The organism is Brochothrix campestris (genome assembly GCF_046058945.1).
Taxonomy (GTDB): Bacteria; Bacillota; Bacilli; order Lactobacillales; family Listeriaceae; genus Brochothrix; species Brochothrix campestris.
Map to the genome: position 1 here is coordinate 2,298,966 of NZ_CP175511.1, position 25,211 is coordinate 2,324,176.

The 25,211-nt window shown below is 39.5% G+C and carries 24 protein-coding genes; 2 read left to right on the forward strand and 22 right to left on the reverse strand.

Annotated features, from left to right (window positions below):
* Positions 1 to 47: 47 nt before the first annotated feature.
* From rpsR to ACJYYY_RS11290, 4 genes are all read right to left on the reverse strand, one after another.
* The gene (gene rpsR, locus ACJYYY_RS11275) at positions 48 to 287 is read right to left on the reverse strand and encodes a 30S ribosomal protein S18 (protein WP_035313810.1); all 240 of its coding nucleotides are present in this window, start codon (positions 285 to 287) and stop codon (positions 48 to 50) included.
* 26 nt (positions 288 to 313) lie between these two features.
* Positions 314 to 850, reverse strand: a complete 537-nt coding sequence (ssb, locus tag ACJYYY_RS11280; RefSeq protein ID WP_035313812.1) for a single-stranded DNA-binding protein — start codon at positions 848 to 850, stop codon at positions 314 to 316.
* Between the two features lie 37 nt (positions 851 to 887).
* Positions 888 to 1,178 (reverse strand): 30S ribosomal protein S6, encoded by a 291-nt coding sequence (rpsF, locus tag ACJYYY_RS11285; protein ID WP_035313814.1) that lies wholly within the window; start codon positions 1,176 to 1,178, stop codon positions 888 to 890.
* Positions 1,179 to 1,377: 199 nt separating this feature from the next.
* On the reverse strand, positions 1,378 to 2,001 hold the full coding sequence (locus ACJYYY_RS11290) for a response regulator transcription factor (protein ID WP_408868962.1): 624 nt from the start codon (positions 1,999 to 2,001) through the stop codon (positions 1,378 to 1,380).
* A gap of 434 nt (positions 2,002 to 2,435) precedes the next feature.
* Here ACJYYY_RS11290 and ACJYYY_RS11295 point away from each other — a divergent pair, with 434 nt between their 5' ends.
* A complete protein-coding gene (locus tag ACJYYY_RS11295) occupies positions 2,436 to 3,812 on the forward strand; it encodes an aldehyde dehydrogenase (protein ID WP_035313817.1) in 1,377 nt (458 codons plus the stop codon).
* Positions 3,813 to 4,316: 504 nt separating this feature from the next.
* Here ACJYYY_RS11295 and ACJYYY_RS11300 read toward each other — a convergent pair.
* The 5 genes from ACJYYY_RS11300 to ychF form a co-directional block, all read right to left on the reverse strand.
* Entirely contained in the window at positions 4,317 to 4,856 is a 540-nt protein-coding gene (locus tag ACJYYY_RS11300; protein WP_035313262.1) for a PadR family transcriptional regulator, read from the reverse strand.
* Positions 4,857 to 4,916: 60 nt separating this feature from the next.
* Complete coding sequence (locus tag ACJYYY_RS11305) at positions 4,917 to 6,065, reverse strand: YhgE/Pip domain-containing protein (protein WP_035313261.1); 1,149 nt, start codon at positions 6,063 to 6,065, stop codon at positions 4,917 to 4,919.
* Positions 6,066 to 6,338: 273 nt separating this feature from the next.
* Positions 6,339 to 7,523 carry an NAD-dependent formate dehydrogenase gene (locus ACJYYY_RS11310; RefSeq protein WP_035313260.1) on the reverse strand — a complete coding sequence of 395 codons (1,185 nt, stop codon included), beginning with the start codon at positions 7,521 to 7,523 and terminating at the stop codon, positions 6,339 to 6,341.
* A 449-nt stretch (positions 7,524 to 7,972) separates the two neighbouring features.
* A complete protein-coding gene (locus tag ACJYYY_RS11315; protein ID WP_408868963.1) occupies positions 7,973 to 8,638 on the reverse strand; it encodes a DUF1129 domain-containing protein in 666 nt (221 codons plus the stop codon).
* 19 nt (positions 8,639 to 8,657) lie between these two features.
* Entirely contained in the window at positions 8,658 to 9,758 is a 1,101-nt protein-coding gene (ychF, locus tag ACJYYY_RS11320) for a redox-regulated ATPase YchF (protein ID WP_035313258.1), read from the reverse strand.
* Between the two features lie 192 nt (positions 9,759 to 9,950).
* Here ychF and ACJYYY_RS11325 point away from each other — a divergent pair, with 192 nt between their 5' ends.
* A complete protein-coding gene (locus tag ACJYYY_RS11325; RefSeq protein ID WP_035313257.1) occupies positions 9,951 to 11,210 on the forward strand; it encodes a hypothetical protein in 1,260 nt (419 codons plus the stop codon).
* Between the two features lie 114 nt (positions 11,211 to 11,324).
* On the opposite strand, the gene ACJYYY_RS11330 is transcribed toward ACJYYY_RS11325, so the two are convergent.
* The 13 genes from ACJYYY_RS11330 to rpmH all read right to left on the reverse strand — a co-directional run bounded on the left by ACJYYY_RS11330 (position 11,325) and on the right by rpmH (position 24,636).
* Positions 11,325 to 12,281, reverse strand: coding sequence for an LCP family protein (locus ACJYYY_RS11330; RefSeq protein WP_035313256.1), 957 nt, complete (start codon positions 12,279 to 12,281; stop codon positions 11,325 to 11,327).
* 83 nt (positions 12,282 to 12,364) lie between these two features.
* A complete protein-coding gene (locus tag ACJYYY_RS11335) occupies positions 12,365 to 12,547 on the reverse strand; it encodes a DUF951 domain-containing protein (protein ID WP_035313255.1) in 183 nt (60 codons plus the stop codon).
* A gap of 14 nt (positions 12,548 to 12,561) precedes the next feature.
* Positions 12,562 to 13,410: a ParB/RepB/Spo0J family partition protein gene (locus ACJYYY_RS11340; RefSeq protein WP_035313254.1), complete on the reverse strand. Its 849-nt coding sequence runs from the start codon at positions 13,408 to 13,410 to the stop codon at positions 12,562 to 12,564.
* On the reverse strand, positions 13,403 to 14,164 hold the full coding sequence (locus tag ACJYYY_RS11345) for a ParA family protein (RefSeq protein ID WP_035313253.1): 762 nt from the start codon (positions 14,162 to 14,164) through the stop codon (positions 13,403 to 13,405). Before ACJYYY_RS11345 ends, ACJYYY_RS11340 begins: the two co-directional genes overlap by 8 nt.
* Before the next feature lie 127 nt (positions 14,165 to 14,291).
* Positions 14,292 to 14,819 carry a hypothetical protein gene (locus tag ACJYYY_RS11350; RefSeq protein WP_035313252.1) on the reverse strand — a complete coding sequence of 176 codons (528 nt, stop codon included), beginning with the start codon at positions 14,817 to 14,819 and terminating at the stop codon, positions 14,292 to 14,294.
* A 553-nt stretch (positions 14,820 to 15,372) separates the two neighbouring features.
* Positions 15,373 to 16,128, reverse strand: coding sequence for a hypothetical protein (locus ACJYYY_RS11355; protein ID WP_035313251.1), 756 nt, complete (start codon positions 16,126 to 16,128; stop codon positions 15,373 to 15,375).
* A 1,218-nt stretch (positions 16,129 to 17,346) separates the two neighbouring features.
* The gene (noc, locus tag ACJYYY_RS11360; RefSeq protein ID WP_035313249.1) at positions 17,347 to 18,195 is read right to left on the reverse strand and encodes a nucleoid occlusion protein; all 849 of its coding nucleotides are present in this window, start codon (positions 18,193 to 18,195) and stop codon (positions 17,347 to 17,349) included.
* 181 nt (positions 18,196 to 18,376) lie between these two features.
* Positions 18,377 to 19,093, reverse strand: a complete 717-nt coding sequence (gene rsmG / locus ACJYYY_RS11365) for a 16S rRNA (guanine(527)-N(7))-methyltransferase RsmG (RefSeq protein WP_035313248.1) — start codon at positions 19,091 to 19,093, stop codon at positions 18,377 to 18,379.
* Positions 19,094 to 20,986: a tRNA uridine-5-carboxymethylaminomethyl(34) synthesis enzyme MnmG gene (mnmG, locus tag ACJYYY_RS11370; protein WP_035313247.1), complete on the reverse strand. Its 1,893-nt coding sequence runs from the start codon at positions 20,984 to 20,986 to the stop codon at positions 19,094 to 19,096.
* Between the two features lie 15 nt (positions 20,987 to 21,001).
* Complete coding sequence (gene mnmE / locus ACJYYY_RS11375) at positions 21,002 to 22,387, reverse strand: tRNA uridine-5-carboxymethylaminomethyl(34) synthesis GTPase MnmE (RefSeq protein ID WP_035313246.1); 1,386 nt, start codon at positions 22,385 to 22,387, stop codon at positions 21,002 to 21,004.
* Between the two features lie 602 nt (positions 22,388 to 22,989).
* Positions 22,990 to 23,871 (reverse strand): membrane protein insertase YidC, encoded by an 882-nt coding sequence (gene yidC / locus ACJYYY_RS11380; RefSeq protein ID WP_408868964.1) that lies wholly within the window; start codon positions 23,869 to 23,871, stop codon positions 22,990 to 22,992.
* Between the two features lie 39 nt (positions 23,872 to 23,910).
* Entirely contained in the window at positions 23,911 to 24,267 is a 357-nt protein-coding gene (gene rnpA, locus ACJYYY_RS11385; RefSeq protein ID WP_035313242.1) for a ribonuclease P protein component, read from the reverse strand.
* A 234-nt stretch (positions 24,268 to 24,501) separates the two neighbouring features.
* Positions 24,502 to 24,636, reverse strand: coding sequence for a 50S ribosomal protein L34 (gene rpmH / locus ACJYYY_RS11390; RefSeq protein WP_029091329.1), 135 nt, complete (start codon positions 24,634 to 24,636; stop codon positions 24,502 to 24,504).
* Positions 24,637 to 25,211: the final 575 nt, after the last annotated feature.

A 25,211-nucleotide genomic window follows, 5' to 3' on the forward strand; every position in this document is an offset into this window, starting at 1 on the left:
TCAATCAAAAAAAATCACTTCCAAGTGGAAGTGATTTTTTCGTCAACTTATTTTTCTTCAGCGACAAATGGTAATAAAGCCACTTGACGAGCACGTTTGATCGCGATTGTAAGTTTACGTTGGTATTTAGCGCTTGTTCCAGTTACACGACGTGGTAAAATTTTACCGCGTTCTGAAATGAATTTTTTAAGCATATCAACATCTTTGTAATCGATGTATTCGATGTGGTTCGAAGTAAAGAAACATACTTTTTTACGACGACGTCCACCTCTGCGTTGTCCTGCCATAGTTATTAACCTCCCTTAGTTTATTGTTAGAATGGTAAATCATCGTCAGAAATATCGATTGGCTTGCCATCACTTGCAAATGGATTGCTGAAAGCAGGCTTGCTCGATTGTTGAGACTCTTGATTGTACGCATTTCCTTGATTTGATTGTGGCTGTTGATTTCCACCGCTATAAGAACTGTTGTTATTATAACTATTGCCGCCTTGATTGTTACCACCCGTACCTGAATTTCCTGCGCTAGCATTACGCGGCTCTAAAAATTGGACACTTTCAGCGACCACTTCAGTTACATACACACGACGACCATCATTTGATTCATAATTACGCGTTTGTAAACGACCATCTACACCTGCCAAGCTTCCTTTTTTAAGAAAGTTAGCAACGTTTTCTGCCGCTTTTCGCCAAACAACACAGTTAATGAAATCAGCTTCTCGATCCCCTTGTTGATTCGTAAACGTACGATTTACAGCTAGTGTAAATGTGGCTACAGCTGCACCAGCTGGTGTGTATCGAAGTTCAGGATCCTTAGTTAAACGACCCACAAGAACAACACGATTCATCATCAGACACAACCCCCTCTACTTTTAGTGATCTTATTATTTATGCTTCGTCTAAACGAACTACCATATGACGGATAACGTCTTCACTGATTTTAGCTAAACGGTCAAACTCTTGACCAGATACAGCATCTTCAGATTTGATTGTTACCAATTGGTAGAAACCGTCTTTAAAATCGTTGATTTCATATGCCAAACGGCGTTTACCCATATCTTTTACTTCGATGACTTCTGCACCTTCAGCAAGGATACCGTTGAAACGTTCGAAAACAGCTTTTTTAGCGTCTTCTTCAATGTCTGGGCGTACAATGTACATAATTTCGTACTTTCTCATCGTCTTTCACCTCCTTATGGACTATGCGGTTCTATGACAAGTCATAGAACAAGGAATAATTTTCATTACTCACATCTACGAATTATATCACACCTCTTAGGTATGAGCAACTAAGCTTTTTTTAAATTCACCGTTTATATTGCTTTTCCAAAAGAAAAAACTTATCAAAAAGCTTAATTTGATAAGTTTCCCACTACTTTTATGAAATTTTTTGATGATTTTGGAACGTCAATACCGCTTCGACACGGTTATGCACATTCAGTTTCTTCAAAACACTGCTCACATGGTTTTTTACTGTATTTTCTTTTATGTTAAGTTCTTTTGAGATTTCGTTGTTTTTTTGCCCTTTAGCCATCAATTTCAACACTTCATATTCACGACTTGTTAAACGTAATTGCATCGCATAACTAATGTTATCCGCTGCAGATTCTTGGTGATTTACCGTGAAATAATCAATGTATGGATCCACAAAGATGCGATTTTCCATCATCGTACTAATCGCAAAATTCAAACCTAACGTATCCATGTTAAAGGTTAATAAACCTTTAACACCATCTTCTATGCTCGAATCAATTTCTGCTTTCGAAAATTTAGAGGCAATATAACCCACAATTAAATCTTCTGCTTTTAAATAAGCTTTAATTTCATCGGTAATTCCTTTATCTGAATTAAGTAACACGATATCTTGAGCACCTTTGACATTTTCTTTTAAGGATTCTAGCGTTAAATCCGCTGAGCTTAGCGTATGCTCTGTTTGCGCTAAAATAATTTTCAAACCTTCTGAATAAATATGATTACACCCTGCTAAAACAATATGTCCCAATTAAAAAATCCCCTTTTTATTGTCATCTTTTTGAATAATATCCCATGAATATTTTTTTACATTACACGACAGATTGTTCCCTTTACAATCTATCAGTTAGACGTTTCCTTATTTGTCTACAAGCTTACAAATATGTCTAGTCATGGTATCTAACTATTGTAGGACTATCTGTATCATTGCTCCTGAGATGTTATCCCATTTTAACATTACTCCTTTACAATAACTAGCCTAACATATTTATTAAATACAACATTATAATAACACCTTAATATTATTCAATTTATTATAACGCTTTTTAACTAGTTTTTTCAATACATAATCTGAATATTTTTGATTAGTTGCTATTACCATTTCTTCTTCTGACATAAATCTTCCTTTAGGCTATACTTAAAATAATATTATAATAATTAGCGAATATTTTTAGGAGGGCTTTTATGACAGAAGATATTTCTCGTATTTTCATTAAGCAACAACAATTTTTCAACAGCTACCAAACACGTTCATTGGCGTTTCGAACGCAACAGTTACAACAGTTACAACAAGCATTGATAGACTTTGAAAAGCCCTTATTAGAGGCTCTTTCCCAAGATTTGGGAAAGAGTAACTTTGAATCGTATGCTACCGAAATTGGTTTTTGTTTTCGCAGCATTAAGACGGCCTTGAAAAAGTTGCCGCACTGGCAAAAACCACGCAAGGTTCGCACAACGCCCTCTTTATTTTCTGCTAAGAGCACCATCCATCACGATCCCTACGGTGTTGTTTTAATTATCGGGCCATTTAACTATCCTGTACAACTCATACTTGAACCTTTAATTGGCGCCATTGCCGCGGGTAATTGTGCCATCTTAAAAGCAAGTGAGCTAACACCGCATGTTTCGAGTGTATTGGCACAGTTAATTACTAACACTTTTTCGGCAGATTATATCACCTTATTCGAAGGTGACGCGACTGTTACAACAAAATTATTAACCCAACCCTTTAATTATATTTTTTTCACGGGTAGCATCACTGTTGGAAAAATTGTCTACGAGGCTGCTGCCCAACAATTAATTCCAGTTACGCTCGAATTAGGTGGAAAGAGTCCCGTCATCGTTCACTCTGATGCCAAAATTAAAAATGCGGCCGAGCGAATTGTTTGGGGTAAATTTTTGAATACCGGCCAAACCTGTATTGCCCCAGATTATGTGCTCGTTCACCAATCACAAGAGACCGCCCTAATCGAGGCGATCGAACGAACAATAGCTGCCTTTTACGGTAGGAATCCCCATGAGAGTCCTGACTATGGACGAATTGTAAATGACCGACACTACCAACGACTGAGCAATCTATTAGAAATTGACCGTGACTTTATTATTAGTGGTGGTCAATCTTCACAACGAGACTTGTTTATTGCTCCAACGCTCCTACGCTTATCAGATACCACAGCGGCTACCATGCGCGAAGAATTATTCGGTCCACTTTTACCTATCATTACTTATAATGAGTTGAGTGAGGCAAAAAAAATCATCGCCGAACACCCGACACCACTCGCTTTGTATTTATTTACCGAATCAAAAAAGGTGTGTGAGGACATCTATACAACAATCAATTTTGGCGGTGGCTGTGTCAATGACACCATCTCTCATGTCGCCAATGAGACTTTGCCATTCGGTGGGATTGGTACCTCAGGTATCGGAGCTTATCATGGTGAAGCCAGCTTCGCTACTTTTTCACATCAAAAAAGCATTTTAAAGCGACGTGCTAGTATTCGTGTCGCCTTCTTATACCCTCCGTATAAAAAGAAACTGAAGTGGCTCCGTAAAATTTTATAAACAAAAAGGAATCTCCTGTGAGATTCCTTCAGATTGTAGACAAAGTCGAATTAAACTGATTTTACTTTGAACGTTAGTTCAAGTGACTTTGGCTGCAAGATGACTTGACTGAAAAGAAACGTTGTTATATCCTCTCGTTCTAGTAGGCACGACGAGCGAGTGACGGTGCGCGTACTGATGGTACGTAATCCCGAGCGAGCAAGTCGTAACGACCTAGAACAGCGTTTATCTTCAGTCTGAAAGGAATCTCCTGTGAGATTCCTTCAGATTGTAGACAAAGTCGAATTAAACTGATTTTACTTTGAACGTTAGTTCAAGTGACTTTGGCTGCAAGATGACTTGACTGAAAAGAAACGTTGTTATATCCTCTCGTTCTAGTAGGCACGACGAGCGAGTGACGGTGCGCGTACTGATGGTACGTAATCCCGAGCGAGCAAGTCGTAACGACCTAGAACAGCGTTTATCTTCAGTCTGAAAGGAATCTCCTGTGAGATTCCTTTTTTGTTATGATATTTCACTTTTTAATTTAGCGATTAATTCACTCATCCAGGACATTTCACGATTCCTTTTTTCAGTAAAATAACCATCCACGAATTCAACCATCTCACGTTTTTTTCCTTGCGAAATGACATGTGGATACAACAACGATAATTCCTCACTTTTGGCTTGTAATGCTGCTAACTTACCTTCAAATATCGCAACAATACGTGCTTTATCGACGTGTTCTAAAAAGAATAAACCAATCATCATTTCTTCGACACGATGACTTTTTTCAAATACTTCATAAATTTTCAGTGGCAATTGCTTTCGGCCTTTAGCTGTAATTGAAAAGATGTTTTTGTCAGGTCGATGCTCTTCTTTAATTACACGCGTTGTTTCAATAAATCCTTGCTTTTTTAGTGTTTCAAAATGATAGTATAATTTACTCTCCGTTAAATTCCCCAATTTATCAAAGGGAATCGGTTCTGATAATTCTTTTTTTAATTTATAAGGATAATTGTCGCCTTGCATCAGTTTACTCAAAATATAAATCTGAATGGACATCTTACACCTCCAAGTGACTACTAAATTGGATGCTCAGCTATCGAGCGAATCTTCTTTATCTTAGAGTACTACAGGTTGGGTGTCAACGGGAAGCTTTTTATGCACAAATGTGACCACTAACGCATTAATTAACATGGCACCCACTGCTACAGCTGCTAACCCCCATAAAAACGGTACTTGTGAAGTTGAACCAAAAATAACGGCAAAATACGATTGCACGGAATAATACATCGGTGACACATGACTAATCGCATTGAAGTACCCATACATCATCTCACGTGGCATTGTCGCACCATTCGCAATTGTTTGCGACAATAAGATTGGGATATTCAAAATCATCCCACCATCTCCAATTAAGAAGGTAAAAATCGCACAGACGTTAAATGCAGCCATGTAGAGCAAGATTTGTTGGCCCGCAATTTTGATTAAAACATCGGAGCCCATCTCGGTTAGGAAGAAGGCCACTGTGACTGCAAAAATCGTTGAAACAATCGCAATAATTAACGCTGCCCCTTGGACATAACCGAACAGTTTGACCCGCGACGCCCGCCCACGACTTTGTTTAAAAGCACTAACTAATTGCATTGCACCAATCATGGCACCTACATAACAAGCCATTGTTAAAAACATCGGTAACATGTTGTTATTCATACCGTCAGGCACATCATTAATAATGACATAATTACCAACATAAGCTTGATCAATTTGTTTCGCAATCGCTGCTGACTGCTCTTTTGGCACGTTCATGTTTAACAAAACACCTTCGGCCGTTTTCGTTGAGAAATTCGCGCTCAACTGTGTATTTATTTCTGAAACGACTGATTTCATTGCAGAAGAAACCATCGTTGCTGAAGCTTCGTTGACCGTAAAGTCAATTTCAGCTGCTTTTCCTTTTGTTGCATTATCCGAAAATGATTCTGGAATATGAATCACTAACGCATACTTATTATCTTCAAGTTTCTTCATTGCATTTTCATTCGTTAAATCACTGTTTATTTCAAAAGGAAGGCTCTTCGCTAATTCTTTTGAAATTTGCGTGCCTGCTTGTCCTTTATCATCATTTACAATCGCTACTTTCAGTTCATCCATATTAGCTGGTAATGCTGAATAACCTGTTAAAAAGATTAATAACATTGCTACTGCATAAAAAATCCCCATAAAAATCGAAGCCTTAACCCCTGTTAATCCCATAAATTTTTTGAAATTCATTTATTCTATCTCCTTCTTCCGGTTTTTCACAAAAGTACTTTGTACAAAGTACTTAACTTTTTATATATTATACTAAGACTCGTTGTTTGTAAAGTTATACACAGCAAAAAAGCCACCGCAACAAGCGGTGGCTCAAGATTGTAGAAAAAGTCGAATTAAACTGCTTTTTCTGTGAAAAGTAGCAACAGTAACTAGTCGCTATTCTTTTGCATTCCAATATCTTCAAAGTTAAACGAGGTGAGTTCACTATTATTCCTTCGGTTGCTGGTACTTTTATGCTTTTTCAGCACCAGCTGTCGCATTGCCTTCACCGTAAGATTTAGCGCCGACACCGGCTAGTTTACCATCTTTAATAATCAAGTATTCATCACGAATCGGACGATTTTCAAAATAACATTCCAATATTTCACGGGTACCGGCTGCATATCGTGCTTGCGCAGATAAACTCGACCCCGAAATATGAGGTGTCATGCCGTGATTCGGCATCGTACGCCATGGATGATCGCTTGGCGCTGGCTGTGGAAACCAGACATCACCTGCATAGCCTGCTAATTGGCCACTTTCTAACGCCCCGACAATCGCATCGCGCTCACACAGTTTCCCGCGAGCCGTATTAATCAAGTAAGCACCCTTTTTAAAGTCTTTTAAACTGGCGCGATTAATCATATGTTCTGTTTCAGGGTATAACGGGCATTGTAAATTAACGACATCACACACTTTTGTCAAACTGGCCACACTCTCATGATAAGTTAAACCTAGCTCTTGTTCGACTTCGAGCGGTAAACGACGGCGGTCATAATAATGCAGATTCACATCAAACGGTTTTAATAAGCGCAAGACGCGTAGACCAATCCGACCTGAGGCTATCGTACCAACGTGCATGCCTTCAATGTCATAAGAGCGCGATACACAATCAGCAATGTTCCAACCACCTTTACGGACCCATTCATTAGATGGCAGGTAATTACGAACAAGTGACAACATCATCATAACAACATGTTCAGCCACACTATGACTATTGCTATAGGTAACCTCTGCCACAGTAATATTATGTTTGCTGGCTGCTTCTAAATCAGTATGATCGGAACCAATACCAGCCGTAATAATTAGTTTTAACTTCGGTGCCTTCGCCATCCGTTCGGCTGTCATATAGGCTGGCCAAAACGGTTGCGAAATAATAATTTCCGCGTCATGTAATTCCTGTTCTAACACACTGTCGCTACCATCTTTACTCGATGTAACAATTAATTCGTGGCCGAGACTTTCTAAATACGACCGCAACCCTAGTTCACCAGAAACACTGCCTAATAATTCACCGGGATTAAAATCGATTGCTGTTGGTGATGGCACTGTTTGACCGTCTGGATAATGTGTGACTGTTGGTAATGTTGTTCGGGCATAAGCTGGTGGAAAACCCGTTTCTGGATCATCGTATAAGACACAAATCACTTTAGCCATGTGTTTCCTCCTTTAATTAAATGATTAAATCACCCTAATTAATGCGAGTTTCACGATTCCTCGACGTCGATTTTGGTTGCGCTTTCACCCGCACTTACACCATACATAATCTCATGTCTTTTGTCCACAGATAAGCTAAAAAAACCTTCAGCATTTAGCTGAAGGTTTCAGATTGTAGACAAAGTCGAATCAAACTGTTTTTTCTGTGGAAAGTGGTCAAGCGAGTTTGTCTACAAGATGATAAAACTGAATAGAAACGTTGTTATATCCTCTAGTATTTAAATCACCCAAGTTTAGAACGACTTTAAATTCTTTTGTTCTAGGAAACACGAGCCTTTGAGGTGAGTGTACAAATGGTACTCGACTTCAATAAGGCGAAGCATTGACGACCTAGAACAGCGTTTATCTTCAGTCTGAGACCTTCAGCATTTTGCTGAAGGTCTCAAATGTTAGAACCGAGTAATCGGTGTGATATTGTATTTACGTTTAAGGTACCATTTTAATACTAAGACTAGCACACCGAGAATAATTGCCATTGGCGGTTGTAAGACAATGTTCCAGTTAACCGGTAAGATAGCTGTAAAGACAAAGGCTAACAACATCCACACGATGACAAATACGACTGCATATAAGGCATACTTCAGTAAGCCTTTTTTACCTTGATCTCTAATTTTCAACGTGTAATATTGCATACCGGCCATCCCAGCCCCACCAATTACAAACGACATTAGAATTAATGAAATTGGAATCGATGTGACACTTTCATTGGATTTGCCGATAAAGGCCGTTGCTGCAACTGCAAGCAACATAATTCCCATAACGAGTAAACCACCATCAACACCACGTAGCCACCAAGACGCTTCTTTTGGTTTTGGTTTCGTGATAACTTCATTTTGTTCCGCCGCAAACTGTTGCGGTGTTTTGCCATAATGTTGACGTGCTGTTACATTTTGTTTTTGAGCGGTCTGTACTTCGGTCGCCATCTCATCTACTAATGTTTTAATTTGATCGGCTGGCAAGACTGCTGCCGTACGAAGATGACGTTCAACATCCACAATGTATTGTCGATTTTTTTTCGTTAAGCCTTCGTGATTGAAACCATATGTTTGTTCCATCAAGTACTCCCCCTATTAATTAAACGTTAAATAAGAAATGTAACACATCGCCATCTTGCACAACGTAATCTTTACCTTCAGCACGGACACGTCCAGCTTCCTTGGCTGCTTTTTCTGATCCATACTCAACTAAATCAGCATAAGCTGTAGTTTCCGCACGAATAAATCCACGTTCAAAGTCAGAGTGAATGATGCCGGCACATTGCGGTGCTTTCATCCCTTGTTGGAACGTCCAAGCACGAACTTCTTGCACACCCGCTGTGAAGTAAGTTGCTAAACCAAGTAATGAGTAAGCTGAATGGATCAGTAAGTCTAAGCCTGATTTTTCAACGCCCATCGCTTCGAGGAAATCAAGTTTATCTTTATCATCAAGTTCCGCAATTTCTTCTTCGGCACTTGCACAGATTACGATAACTTCAGCTTTTTCTGCTGCTGCATATTCACGTACGCTTGCAACAAATTGATTTTCACTGCCTTCTGCTACTTCATCTTCAGCAACGTTTGCCACATAAAGGACTGGTTTAGATGTTAGTAAAAACAACCCGTTCATGATTGCTTGTTCATCTTCGCTTAAATCTAATGAACGAGCCGGTTTATTATTTTCTAATGCTTCTTGTACTTTTACAAGCACTGCTAATTCATCCACCGCTTCTTTATCACGTTGTTTCGCAAGCTTTTCAACACGCTTCACACGTTTATCCACTGATTCTAAATCCGCTAAAATAAGTTCAAGGTTGATTGTTTCGATATCATCCAAAGGATTAATACGACCTTCAACATGGGTGATGTTTTCATCAATAAAACAACGGACAACATGACAAATGGCATCCACTTGACGAATATGAGATAAGAATTTATTACCCAATCCTTCACCTTTACTCGCACCACGTACTATTCCAGCAATATCGGTAAATTCAAATGTTGTGGGAATTGATTTTTTGGGGATATACATTTCAATCAGTTTGCCTAGACGTTCGTCTGGAACTTCGACACGACCTACGTTTGGGTCAATTGTTGCAAAAGGGTAGTTCGCTGCTTCTGCACCAGCTTTTGTAATTGCGTTAAATAAGGTTGATTTACCAACGTTTGGTAAGCCAACGATTCCGGCTGTTAATGGCATTGTTTGCACTCCTTTAATTCTCGTTAATTGTATTTTATATTATAGAGGTTTTTTAATGAAATTGAAATCAAAAATCCGTCTCTCCTATCATACCATAAAATCAAAAATGATTTTAATAGCTATGTTTTGTCCAACGATTTACAATAGAAGTATCCAAACAGCACGTTAATTTGCGACAAGAGAGGATTAATTATGCAAACTAAAACACTCTTTTTTGAAGGTCAAGATGGCAAAAAAGCTTTTTATGGTAAACCCTCTATAGCAACCATCGAAGCCGGACTTGCTCAGTTACAACATCAGCAGCTAGCGAGGCGTTTCCCTACACCGATTAAGTCGACAATAACAGCAGACACAACGCTCAATCAAACAGATGGGCTTCCCGTTTCAGGCACCTTTTTAGTCGGTACAGCCCTTAATAAAGGTAAATATATCAGTTTTCAGTTAGAAAATACGAGTGCGACGTTCGAAGGACGACAATGGGTTAATGGCGATGGACGGCAACAATTGGAATTACTTGAAACAACCGCCGCTCATATTAGTGGGAAAATGAATGAATTTCCGAAAGGGAGCGGTCGTTTTTCAATTATGTGTACACAAATTAAGCCACTTCATTTAGATGAAACGGCGGCCCAAGCGTTGCAACGACAATTACCAGAAGATGTTAGCTTTCAAGCAATCGTCGATGAATTTTTTTATTATATCTCCCTGCTTGATGAAGCGCATCAACAAGCTACCTTTACGCTACTCGATGAGGTATGGACTGACTTTGCAACACGCTATGGTGCCAAAGGCCATCACCATAACTACCGCGGTGGTTTGTTACAACATACTGTAGAAGTTTTACGGATTGCCACAACGATTTTCGCACAGAGTGATGACCCGCTGACCTTAGCAAAACATTTTAATGTGCTAGTGCGACTGTTCCAATCGTTAGGTTGGCAAGAAATGCTCACCAGTGTGGCAAAGGAGCAACCACGGTTACCCTTTAACAGCTATTCTGAAGCGAGTGAACATCTTTTAAGTATTTGTCAGCAAACGTTAGCTGCTCACTTACACGATCAAGGTTCAATCAATACGTTGGTGTTTGGCATTATTTTTCATGACATCGGTAAAATCATCGAATACAGTACGGTTGGTGATAATTCGGGCGAAAAATACAAGCTCTGGTTTGGCGCGGACTTTGAAGTGCCACATTATCGCGCAGGAGCAATTGATATGGATGTCATTGGCAAACGTTTTGGCCACATCCAACTTGGCGTGATGTATCTATCACGGGCAATGTATCAACAAGCAACGTTGCTGCCGCTAAATGCTTGGCTCGATGCCATCGCGATAATTCAATCACATCATGGCAAAGCCGAGTGGGGGTCACCACAACAACCGCGTACAACAATTGAGCTAATGGTACATCTCGCTGACTTTATTGATTCACGTATTGCGAGTGAACATTAAAGCTGTGATACCTACTGAAAAAGCAGTCAAAAAAAGCATCGACATAAACTGTCGATGCTTTTCCATTTAAAACCACTAATCAGCCTACAACTGCCGTGATTTCACTGTCATTATTTATTCACCTTTTAAAACGGCTTTCACCTTCGCTTGATATGAAGAAACAACTTCATCTGACACTACGTAGTACCAACTTGTTGTTTCACCATCTGGATTAAGTAACGTTTCTCCGGTGCCACCTTCGAGCGTATCTTCTGACAGATTATTGACGACGCTGCGATAGTTTTTAGCCATTGTGACCAAGTCGTCTGTCTCAAAATTCGTTTCAACATTTTTGCCAATAGCCGCCAAAATATCATTGTAGTTAAATAAGACACTACTTGATAACGTTTGTTGTACAACCGATTCAATGACTTGGCGTTGACGCTGTTGACGACCAAAATCACCTTTAGGGTCTTCATAGCGCATTCGTGTATAGTTTAACGCATCTTTTCCATTTAGTTTGAGCGTACCAACAGCAAAATTCGAGCCATCTTGACTGAATTCCAACGTATTATTAACGGTCACACCATCAACGGCATCAACAAGCTGAGAAAAACCTTCCATATTCATGCTCACATAATACTCCACCGGCACATCTAAAAATGAGGATACAGTATCAACTGCCATTTGAGCGCCGCCATGGGCGAAGGCTGAATTGATTTTTTCTTCTGTACCGTGCCCCACGATTGGCACTCGTGTATCACGTGGCAAACTTAACATGTATGTTTTATTCGTTTGTGGGTTGACTGTCACTAAAATCATCGTGTCCGATAACCCCGCACGATTACGTCCCTTATTATTGAGGTCATCATCTGTGCCTAGTAACAACACACTAAATGGTTTTTTCTTAGCAATGTTTTCGGATGTGGTTTTCAACGGTGCATTAATCTCTTTCACTGTCGATTGTGCTTTGTAATACGCATAGCCGACAGTTCCTGCCACAGCTAATACAAGAATTAAAATTAGCCATAAAATAAGATTTCTGACCGGATGTTTTTTCTTTCTTTTTTGTTGACGTGTTGTTTCAGCCATCTCAGTTCCTCCTTAATCACAATTATCTTTTCTCTAAACGTCAGTATAACATAGGACTTTTTAAATACAGAATGATAACCGTATTAACGAAGGACACGTTTCATTTTCTTATCAAAGTCACGACGGGCGATGAGTACACTATGTCCACAACCTAAACATTTAATCCGAATATCCATCCCCATTCGAATAATTTGCCATTCATTCGTTCCGCATGGATGTGGTTTTTTCATCTCAACAACGGTCTTTAAATCATAGTTTCTTTCCATTTGAATTTTCCCCTTTATAATTCAATCTCTAACACATCTAAAATGCGATTGAAATCGGCTTCTGATAAAAATTCGATTTCAATTTTCCCTTTTTTACCTTGCTTTTTAATCGCTACGGCTGAGCCGAATTTACGCTGCAATTCAGCTTCAGTCGCACGAATAAATTGCGGCTTTTTCACTGCTTCTGCCTTACTTTTTTGAGGTGTTGGTTCGTTACACTCTGTGACATAGCGTTCCAGCTGACGCACCGTTAATTGTTGTTTCACCGTGTACTTAGCGACTGGAACGATTCGTTTTACATCTGTTAAACCGAGTAAAGCACGTGCCTGTCCTGTTGATAGTTGCTCTGTCTCCATCATTGCTTTAACTACCGATGGTAATTTTAACAACCGCAAATAGTTGGCAATATAAGGTCTGCTTTTGCCGAGCTTTTTAGCAATCTCCGCCTGGGTCAGCTGTTGCTTATCCACTAATAACTGATACGCAGTGGCTTCTTCCAACGCACTTAAATTTTCACGTTGGAGATTTTCTAAAATCGCTAATTCCATCATTTGTTTGTCATCATATGTTCGAATAATCGCTGGAACACTGTCTTTACCGGCTATCTTCGAGGCACGACAACGTCGTTCACCCGCAACAATTTCGTACTTATTTTTCATCTTCCGTAAAATAACAGGCTGTAATACGCCATTGAGACGAATCGATGCCGCTAACTCGTTCAATGCCTCTTCAGCAAAATACGTCCGCGGTTGATAGGGATTTGAAGTGATTTGTACGAGTTGAACATCTTCGATTGTCTCATCTGTTGCCAATCCCATATCACCAAATAAAGCATCGATACCCTTTCCTAAACCTTTAGCCATTTGCTTTCACTTCCTTCGCTAACTCAATATAGGCTTGTGCACCTTTCGATTTCACATCAAAAATCACAGCCGGTTTGCCGTAACTCGGTGCCTCACTAAGACGCACATTACGGGGAATAACGGTTTGATAAACCTGTGATCCGAAATATTTTTGCACTTCGGCAACAACCTGTTGACCTAAGTTTGTCCGTGCATCATACATTGTTAACAAGACACCTTCAATGACAAGTGTCTTATTTAAATGCCGTTGCACAAGTTTAACTGTATTTAATAACTGTGCTAAGCCCTCTAGGGCATAAAATTCACATTGTACAGGGATTAATAACCCATCAGCTGCTGTTAGAGCGTTTAATGTAATAATTCCGAGCGACGGGGGACAATCAATAATAATATAATCATAGCTGTCTTTGACGGCTTGCAAGGCATCTTCTAAGCGACGTTCACGTGACATAATCGAGACCAACTCGATTTCTGCCCCGGCTAATTGAATCGTGGCTGGTACAACATCAAGATTGGCTATTTCTGAAGGTCTAATGACTTCGGATAACGCGATACCACCAACCAAAACATCATAAATACACTGTTCAACAGTTGCCTTTTGAACGCCAATTCCACTGCTTGTATTCCCTTGTGGATCAGTATCAATTAATAACACACGGTGACCAATAATAGCTAAACTCGCCCCTAAATTAATGGCGGTTGTTGTCTTCCCAACACCGCCTTTTTGATTAGCAATTGCAATAACCTTCCCCATCCGACTCAACTCACTCTCTCGTTTAGACTGTCAATCGTCTAGCAACGTGCTCATTACGTCTTATTAAGTCTTCATCTACTATTTAATTGTAGCAAAAAAAAACGGTGTCGTGTAGTTTGACCCGTTTTTATTTCACTGATAGTTCCCGTGGCGGATACGCAAACTGCTTAAGTTTTTGTTGTTCAGCCACTGTCTCAAGTGGCAAACTATATTCCGCTCCAAAATAATTAAATGACATCGTTACCTTACCGTCGTCATAGCAAAAAATGTAGACCAAAGCCACGTCCTCAGGACTATCTAAATCTTTTGTTCGTTTGACCAGTTTATCACTGCCTTTTTGATAGGTGTACATCGTATTTTCCGCTTTGTTTTCAGGCCGTTTCAGGCGCTTTCGTTCATTTTCCATATCTTTTTTAGTGGTAAAACTACGATAGTAATTCCCCATCTTCCAACTGTAATTTGTACCACTATCTGCAATAATTTGCGCTGTGGGGATGCCATAACTAGCAATGACTGCCGCAATAGCTTGATCTGCTTGTTTTTGTTTAGAGAGACTTTCAAGATACATGCCACCACATAAGAGGCCGGCACACAATAAACAGGCGAAAATTAGTTTAAGTCCTTTATGTTTAGTTCGTTGCCATCGTTGATACATTGGTTATACCCCTTTCATACTTTCATGATTATTTTCGTGTCTATCCTTTTAAAAAGCAAATGATTCGTTCTGTAATGAGTAATTGTTCAGAACTCCTAACCGACTGCCTTATCTTCCACGTTTTATAACGTTCGCCTAACACGTATATCTAACAGCGACTTAATCCTATCACTGAAGTCGTTACTGTTAAATCGCTCTAAATTATGATAGCTTTTATCTGTTAATTAAAAAAATCGCAATACTACTCATGATTACGTCAACTGTCATAGCTGAGGAACCATTTGTTTTTAATGATGCAGACGGTTACTCAGCTCTCAAAAAGTCTCTCTCAATCGCTGATAAACTTAATGTTTCAAGACAATCGCTGTCAAGATAGGAAAATGGCGCTAGCACACCTGATATTGAGACTTTAAGCATTCGAGCTTCTTTCTATAAAATATCTATCCTTAATTCGACAACCGAGAATACACAATTGAACGAAGTGTCTGTTTACTAAGCTAATTCAGCTTTACTGTTGGTGGGACAGTAACTCCTGTTAGTTACTCACTACTCTTTATCGTCCTATGACGTTTCTTATATACAGATACAGCGTGAAATAATAAAGGCTCGAGCTAAATGTTAATACACCAAAGGTTTGGATTAATTCATTGATACCAAATGTATTGTAGAGTGTTGACCCCAGTACACTACCGAGTGCATCTCCAAATAAAAAGGCGGATTGGATAATTCCGAGATAAAGAAGCAACTCCTGTTTAGGGAGTATTTGGTATTCCATTATTTCTTTCATGACAAAGAAGCCGACTGTTTCTAATCCTGTAATGAACAGTAAAAAAATAACGAGTTGCTGATTCACTCCAATATTCCCTAATGTAACGACAAGGGTTCCCGAAACAGTCTCTAAGAGGATGAATGTGACTGCTGCATTGCCCGAAAACAACCTTAATCGAAAGATGAAAATAGCTCCGACCTTAAAGATGCCATAGCTCGAATAGATAATGGCTGCAATCGCTGCATTGTAACCGACGTCGCTGATGAAAACAGGGATTAACGGCTCTAATAACGATGTTGATCCGCCCAACAGTAAGACAGAGACATACAAATTCAAAATGCACCCCTTCCTTTTAGGGGCCCTCCATCTCTTTTTCGTTCGTTTCGAACTAATCCGGTGGTTAGGTGCGCCTTTCATCAGCAACACAACTAATAAAACAACTGCACTCGCGAGGAGTAAGTACATGTACTTGTTTTTCATATGCATGATGAAGATTAACTGTCCCGCGATAAAGGTCGCAGCCGTTAACGAAATTTGCATTACTGTATAGCGTATCGAAATTATTTTTTCTTTATTCTCTGGTTGCTCATCTGATAAATAATATAACTAGGACCTGATTGCAAGTATACAAATAGACGCACCTAGACCGGCAATACTACCTGAAAGTAGCGCGATAAAGACACTATCTGTAATCACTCTCAGTGACATTCCCACTGCGTAAAACGGTATGCAGTAAGCGAGTATTTTATTGACGGGCCATTCCGAGATAAAGCTCGATATTAAAAAAGATAATGATCCCGCTATCGCCATCGCAGCATAAGATAACGAATAATTAAATAAAGCGTCATTTTCATTGAACCATAATACTTGGATGTACTTGGATATTCCCATACTAAAGTAAAACAATAGTAAAAAAAGCAACAAATTAGTGGGTATCGTTCGTTTTATTTTCATTAAAAATTCCTTCTATCTCTGTTTGATAGTCACTGTCATTCTGGTCGTTGTATTTATGTTGAATCGCATGTAACGTTTGTCTATCTAGACATGCTTCCAAGGAAATCAAATAATTATATCTATCCTCTTCTTCATTACCATCATCGTAGTTATATTCTAGCGCTAATTGAAAATATTTTTTTGCATACTCATATTCTTCATTGATATAATGGCAGTATCCTACATATGAATTTTGGTAATACGAATCATAAATTCTATGCTTTTCAATCTACGCGTTATATTCAAAAACTTTACGATTTCTAGGTAAAAATGGTTTCTTCATAATTAACACTTCTCTCTTTGTAACCGTTTTTAATGCATCGCCCTATTTACTACTTGTAAATAGTCAATTAGGATTACTGTTACTCTAAAAAAGACAGCATTCTTATGAAAGAAATGCTGTCTGAGACTGAAGATAAACACTGTTCTAGGTCGTTACGACTTGCTCGCTCGGGATTACGTACCATCAGTTCGCGCACCGTCACTCGCTCGTCGTGCCTACTAGAACGAAAGTGAAATCAGCTCGTTCAACTTTGAAGATATTGGAATGGAAAAGAAGAGCGACTATTTACCGTCGCTACTTTTCCATTCCAATATCATAGAAGTTAGCTGATTAAACGAGAGGATAGAACAGACTTTCTATTCAGTCTTATCATCTCGTAAACAAAGTCACTGTAATAGCATTCGAAAGAAAATGAAGTCTCTTTAGACTTTGTCTACAATCTGAGACAGCATTCTTATGAAAGGAATGCTGTCTTTGCTTGCTTATTTATTTTTAGGTATTTTAATCGATATCTCAATAAAATCAGCCGTTTCATTCTCACTTGTTTCAACCGGAATGCCTGTTTTATTGACAAGTGCGAGCGATTCTTTGATTGTATTTACCGCCAAGCGGAAATCACGGCTAATAATTTGACGCTTCTTCTTCGGTTTCGCTTGCTCTAGTCGTTTTGCAACGCGATTTTCGGTTGCCTTCACCGTTAATTGCTCGGCAATTACTTCGGCTAAGACGAGCTCTTGTTGGTCTTCTGCAAGTGGAATTAAAGCGCGGGCATGACGTTCGGTAATTTGTTTCGTCAAGGCAGCGGTTTGAACAGCTTCACCGAGTTTCAATAAGCGTAATTTATTGGCCACCGTTGACTGACTTTTCCCGAGTTGCTGTGCCAGTTCGCCCTGTGTGATTTGATGCAAGGCGAGTAACCGTTTGTAGGCATGGGCTTCTTCAATTGCGGTTAACTCTTCACGCTGTAAGTTTTCAATTAAGGCAATTGAGGCTACCTCTTTATCACTCAGTTGATTGACAATCGCTGGGATTTTTTCCCACTCAAGTGAACTAATCGCTCTAAAACGACGCTCGCCAGCAATAATTTCATAACCTTCTTCTTTGTATTCACGCACAATAATTGGTTGAATCAAGCCGTGTTCCTTAATCGTCTCGGCCAACTCGGCAATTTTCTCTTCATCGAACATCGAACGGGGTTGAAAACGGTTTGGTATAATTTGTGCCAGCGGTAATTCTTCGACTGTCTGATTTGTTGATGCTTCAATAAACTGCTCGATAATCGCTTCTTCTTGCTTCAATGTTTGTTTTTTGCCAAAGCCAAATAAACCCAATTGTCTTCGACTCCTTCCTTCTATCCTATGGTTTTGCTACGTCACTTTAAATGATTACATTCTCTATTTTAGCAAACAATCTTTAAAAAACAATCAATCACCTAAACTATTTATTCATCTTGCTCCTAAAAAAACAACGAACAGTTGATTAACGATACAACTGTTCGTTGTTTTCTTTCAGTTACACAATCGGTGTTTTATTCGGTGTTCCCGCTTTACGAGGATACTGTTTTGGTGTCTTACGCTTTTTAGCAATCGTCACAACATGACGTTCAGCCTCTTCTACGGGCAAGATGAAGGCTTCATCGCTCACTAACTCACCACCGAGTACCTTGATGCCTTTTTTAGCATCAACCATTTCTGCGGCTGTATGAGCAGCTTTTAAGGCAACGAAATGACCACGTAATTTAACGAGTGGCAAACAAAGTTCCGCTAACACACTCATGCGGGCAACCGCACGGGCTGTCACGATATCAAACTGTTCACGGTACTGTTTGTTTTGACCAAATGTTTCGGCACGATCGTGCACAAAACTAACATCCTTTAAGCCAAGTTCAGTTGCTAAATGATTTAAAAAGGTAATTCGTTTGTTGAGTGAATCAACAATCGTCACCTTTAATTTAGGAAAGGCAATTTTAATCGGTAGACTTGGAAAACCAGCTCCTGCCCCAACATCACAGAGGCTGACACTTTGATCCATGTCGTAATAAAACGCCAACGTGATGGAGTCATAAAAATGTTTTAAATAAATATCTTCACTAGCAGTGATGGCCGTCAGGTTCATTTTCTCGTTCCATTCCACCAAAATCTTGGCATAATCAGCATATTGTGCCATTTGTTCATCACTTAAGTTAATGCCTTTGCTGAGCAACGCGGCACGGAATTGTTCTGGGTTCACTTAGTTTCCTCCTGTACGTACGAGTTTACTTTGTTCAAGGTAGACCATTAAAATCGAAATGTCAGCTGGGTTGACGCCAGAAATACGGCTCGCCTGCGCTAAAGTTAATGGTTGCACTTCTTTCAGTTTTTCGCGGGCTTCGGTTGCTAAACCGCTAATGTAATCATAGTCCAAATCAACTGGAATACTTTTTTGTTCCATGCGTTTCAATTTTGCAACACGTTCAAGTGATTTCTTAATATAACCTTCATATTTCACTTGAATTTCGACCTGTTCAGCCACTTCGTCAGTTATGCTCTCAGCTGCTGGTATAACATTCAGTAAATCGCTGTATTTAATTTCAGGACGACGTAGTAAATCCCACGCTAAAATACCGTCTTTTAAAGGCGATCCACCGAGGCTTGTCATCCAAGCTTGCACGTCAGCAGTTGGTTTCACACGAATGCTTTGGAGGCGTGCTGTTTCTGCTTCGATTCCAGCTTTTTTCGCAAGGTAACGCGCATAGCGTTCTGCTGTTACTAGACCAATTTCATGACCCTTTTCAGTCAAACGTAAATCAGCATTATCGTGACGCAATAGTAGACGGTATTCAGCACGTGAGGTTAAGAGACGGTAAGGTTCTTTCGTGCCTTTTGTCACTAAGTCATCAATCATTACACCGATGTAACCTTCACTGCGTTTCATAATGAAAGGCTCTTTTCCTTGCACTTTTAAGGCGGCATTAATCCCCGCGATAATCCCTTGGCCAGCAGCTTCTTCATAACCACTTGTACCGTTAATTTGGCCAGCAGTATATAAGTTTGCAATCCGTTTTGTTTCTAACGTTGGCCATAATTGTGTAGGCGCCACCGCATCGTATTCAATCGCATAACCCGCACGCATCATTGACGCATCTTCAAGACCTGGGATGGAATGAATCATTTGATGTTGTACGTCTTCCGGCATGCTTGTCGATAAGCCTTGTACGTAAACTTCTTCCGTGTTACGACCTTCCGGTTCAAGGAAGATTTGGTGACGTGGCTTATCAGAAAAACGCACGATTTTATCTTCGATTGACGGGCAATAACGTGGGCCACTACCTTCGATAATTCCTGTAAACATTGGGGCACGATGCAAGTTAGCTTTGATGATTTCATGGGTGGTTTCGGACGTATACGTTAACCAACACGGAATTTGTTCCGTAATGAAAGTTGTTGTTTCATAACTAAAGGCACGGCTATTTTCATCCCCTGGTTGAATCTCCGTTTTAGAGTAGTCAATTGAAGTCGATTTCACACGCGGCGGTGTGCCTGTTTTTAAGCGGAGTAAATCAAAGCCGAGCGCGTCAAGTTGTTCTGATAATAAAACGGATGGCTGTTGATTATTGGGACCGCTCGAGTATTTAATTTCCCCAATGATGACTTCTCCACGTGAATAAGTTCCCATCGTTAAAACGACGGCAGCTCCGCGGTAAACCCCACCTGTTTTAGTCACAACGCCTTTAATCACGTTATCTTCGATGATTAATTCGTCTACTAACCCTTGTTGGAGCGTTAAATTAGCTTCTTTTTCAAGCGTGTGTTTCATTTCGTTTTGGTAATTCCATTTATCAGCTTGTGCACGCAAGGCACGTACGGCAGGACCTTTACCTGTATTAAGCATCCGCATTTGGATGTAAGTTTTATCGATGTTACGTCCCATTTCGCCACCTAAGGCATCAATTTCACGCACAACGACCCCTTTAGCAGGTCCACCGATTGACGGGTTACATGGCATAAATCCAATCATATCTAAATTAATGGTAACAACTAATGTTTTACAGCCCATCCGTGCTGCGGCCAACGCAGCTTCAACGCCTGCGTGACCTGATCCTACGACAATTACATCAAATTGACCTGCTTCATATCTTTGCATTTTTTATCGTCCCTTCTATTTTCCTAAACAAAATTGTGAGAATAACTGATCTAATAGTTCGTCTTGAACAGCGTCACCGGTAATTTCACCGAGTAAGCTCCAAGCCTGTGTCATATCCATTTGAACGAGATCAACGGGCATTTCATTCGCTAAGCCCGCTAAAACATCATCCAAGGCTGTGACTGTTTTATTTAAGAGCGCCACGTGACGCGTGTTTGAAACATACGTTGCATCTTCACTAACGACTGCACCCGAGAAGAAGAAATCAGCAATTGCTTGTTCGAGTTGGTCAATACCGTCCTGTGCTTCGAGTGAGATTTTCACAATCGGATTACCGTTCGCTAAGGCCCTTACACGCGCTTCATCCACCTGTGTCGGCAAATCTGTTTTGTTTAAAATAACCACGAACGGTTGGTGCGCTGCCGCGGAAAATAACGCTTCATCTTCAGGACTTAACGGCTCTGCCTGATTGATTACTAACAGGATGAAACTCGCAGCTGAAAGCGCTTGGCGTGAACGTTCAACACCAATTTTTTCAACGATATCTTCCGTTTCACGAATACCGGCGGTGTCGATTAATTTTAACGGCACGCCTTTAACGTTCACATATTCTTCAACGATGTCACGGGTCGTACCTGCGATACTTGTTACAATCGCCTTATCCTCTTGAATTAACTGATTCAAGAGCGATGATTTACCGACATTTGGACGACCAATAATCGCCGTCGATAACCCATCACGTAAAATTTTACCTTGTTGGGCGGTTTCTAACAATTGCAGCACATACCCTTTAACATCGGTTGCTTTTTCAAGCAACATTTTTTGTGTCATTTCTTCAACGTCATCGTATTCTGGATAATCAATATTCACTTCTACCTGTGCAAGCACATCTAAAATTTCGCGACGGAAACGACGAATCAAGCGACTTAAATTACCATCCATTTGTTTTAAGGCTAGGCCCATTGCACGATCCGTTTTGGCACGGATGAGATCCATGACAGCTTCGGCTTGTGACAAATCAATTCGACCATTTAAGAAGGCCCGTTTCGTAAACTCACCTGGTTCTGCTAAGCGAACACCTAGTTTCAAAATCAATTGTAAGACGCGGTTTACCGCTACAATCCCACCGTGCGTATTAATTTCGACGCAGTCTTCACGCGTAAATGTTCGCGGCGCGCGTAAGACACTGACCATTACTTCATCAATGGTTTCGTTAGTCATCGGATCGACAATATGACCGTAATGTATTGTATGTGTTGGTACTTCTTCTAATGATTTTGTACCCGAACGGTACGCTTGATTAACGATTTTAACCGCCTCATCACCACTGACACGAATAATCGAAATCGCGCCTTCACCTGGTGGGGTTGAAATCGCGGCAATTGTATCAAATTCTAACATATTACTGTATTCCCCTTTCATTTCAGACAAAATAAAAAGCCAAAAACACCTCATGTTGTTTTTAGCTCTGCAACACAGGTTTAAAAGATTGAGAAGTTACACCGCTTGATATTGCATGGCGGAATTCGGTTAAAAAACAACAGACTGCTCCAGACTGACGACAAACGCTTTTCAGTCTTATCATCTCGTAGCCAAAGTTACTTGAATTATTTTGACAGCAAAAAGTTTAATTCGACTTTGTTTACAAGCTGTACACCTCTGTTTTTAGCCGTAACTTATCCACATCTTTCACCTGTAGATATATTGATTTCAATGTTTATTTTAACTTATCCACATGTGAATAACAAGTCAAACTGTTTATTTTCGCGCCGCGCCACCGATCAAAATCAATTCGCTTTTATCTCGAACCACTTGTTTCGCTGTTTGGCCGTAAGAGGCCATTAGGACTCTTATTTAATACGCGGAGCGGAAATTTTAAGCAAAAAAACGCTTGCATGAACTAACTACTAATCGATTCCTACCGAAACAAAAAAACGTTCCCTTCGACTATCACAAGTCGGAAGGAACGTTTTTAACGTTTTAGAGCGTGCTTCTAAGAAAACTTATTTTTTCTTTTTAGCTTTCTTTTTCGTACTTGGTTGTTGTTTCAATGACATTTGTTCTGTACGACGTTTTTCAGCATCTAATTTCGCTTGTTCTTCCGCCATTTCACGGCGAATTTTAAACGGATTGTTGATGACCAACGTTTGAACAGCCATGAAAATGTTACCAATTACCCAATAAAGCGCTAAGGCTGATGGTAATGACCAACCCGCAAACAAGATAAAGGCTGGCATAACATACAACATCATGCTCATTTGTGATGCCATCGCACCTTCTTGTTTTGGTTGCGACATCATGCTTAATTTAGTCGATAAGAATGTTGTAATCGCAGCTAAGATTGGCAAGATGTGCATGTGATCGGCTTGTCCTAAGTTGAACCATAAAAACGTACCTGTTTCTAATACTTCTGTTCGTCTAATGGCAGCATAAAGACCAAAGAGCACTGGCATTTGAATAAGCATTGGGAAACAACCAGCTAATGGATTGACATTATTTTCTTTATATAATGCCATTGTTTCTTGTTGCAACAACATCTGTGTATCACGATCTTTTGATTTGTATTTCGCTTGAATCTCTTTAATCTTCGGTTGTAATTTCATCATATTACGTTGACTACGTAATTGTTTTACCATTAATGGTAAAATTAACAACCGAATTAAAATCGTAATTAAGATAATACCCATACCGTAGCTGTTACCTGCAAGCGCAGATAATTTCAAGATTAACCAACTAATTGGAAATACAATGTAGTGGCTCCAAAAGCCGGTTGTATTAGCGTCAACTGGATTAGATGCAGCACCTGCTGTCGGTGAACAAGCTGACAACACGAGTACCAGTGATACCATCATTAACAGTAAGAGCCATTTTTTATTCGCTTTCACTCAATAAATCCCCCTTATCAAAACTATCTATTAGAACAATTATTTAGAACGGTGTTTGTACACCTTTGCTAATTTAAGCACGTGTTCGAGACTGGCTTTCATCTCATGAAACGTCATAGTGGCCGCCGGTTTCCTGGCGATAATAACAATATCGATGTGTTGCGAAATCAGTTGATCCTTATCAAAATCCATCATTACATGACGAATGCAACGTTTAATGTAGTTACGTAAATGCGCATCACCTAATTTTTTACTAACAGATAAGCCTAATCTAAAATGGTCCTGTTGCTGTTGCGGATTCACATAGACGACAAATTGACGATTAGCTGATGAAAATCCATTTTTAAAGATTGTTTGAAAATCTTCGTTTCTTTTGACACGATTGACTTTTTTCATTGGGCTTCATTAACACCACCTATTTTTAAAATGGTCTGTTTTGATCACTATGTCAAACAAATACTATTATAGCCGAATTTTTATCAAAAAAAAACTGATATCGTCTTATTTGACTGTAATTGTAGATATTGTTTGACGTACAGACAAACGAACCGTCTTTCAAACAGTCCAACCTTATCCTATTTTTTTAAAATAAATCAAAAAAAAACCACTGAGACAACTCAGTGGGTCTTATTATGCTGATAAGACTTTACGTCCTTTACGACGACGAGCAGCTAATACGCGACGGCCGTTTTTAGAACTCATACGTGCACGGAAACCGTGAACTTTTGAATGTTTACGTTTTTTTGGTTGGTAAGTTTGTTTCATATCCAACACCTCCTCAAATCTATATTCCAAAAGTGTCATAATATTATTAAAATGACATACTAGATAATTATAGTAGATAAGTAGTGCTATTGTCAATCTAAATCGTAGACTATCTCACTCTTCCTTTTTATAACCTTGGCTTACGGCAACTCCACCAACGAAAAGTTATCCACAAAAAAAGGCTTGTCTGCGCTGTTTTTTATTATGCACAATTAACGTTAGTTTATCCACATCTTCATTTGCTAACTTGTTTCGTTTTTTTATTAGAACATGCTTATGGACAGCTTATCCCCATTTCACACCGTTGTGGATAACGTTTGTGCACACGTGAATATCTTTGTGAACAATCTTCCAATAGACTTGATAGCTTTGCAATTTTCTGCTAAACTAAAACAGATATGAACGCAAACAACAGCTGTGGATAATAAAAGTTATGCACAGTGTGTTAATAACCTGTGGATAACTTTGTTAGACGTTGTTCACTTTTTTTATCCACAAGTGTTAGTACTGTGGATAAATTTGTTTATCGCTCTAACTTTTTTTAACAGGCTACAATTGCAGGGGGAAAAAAAGAT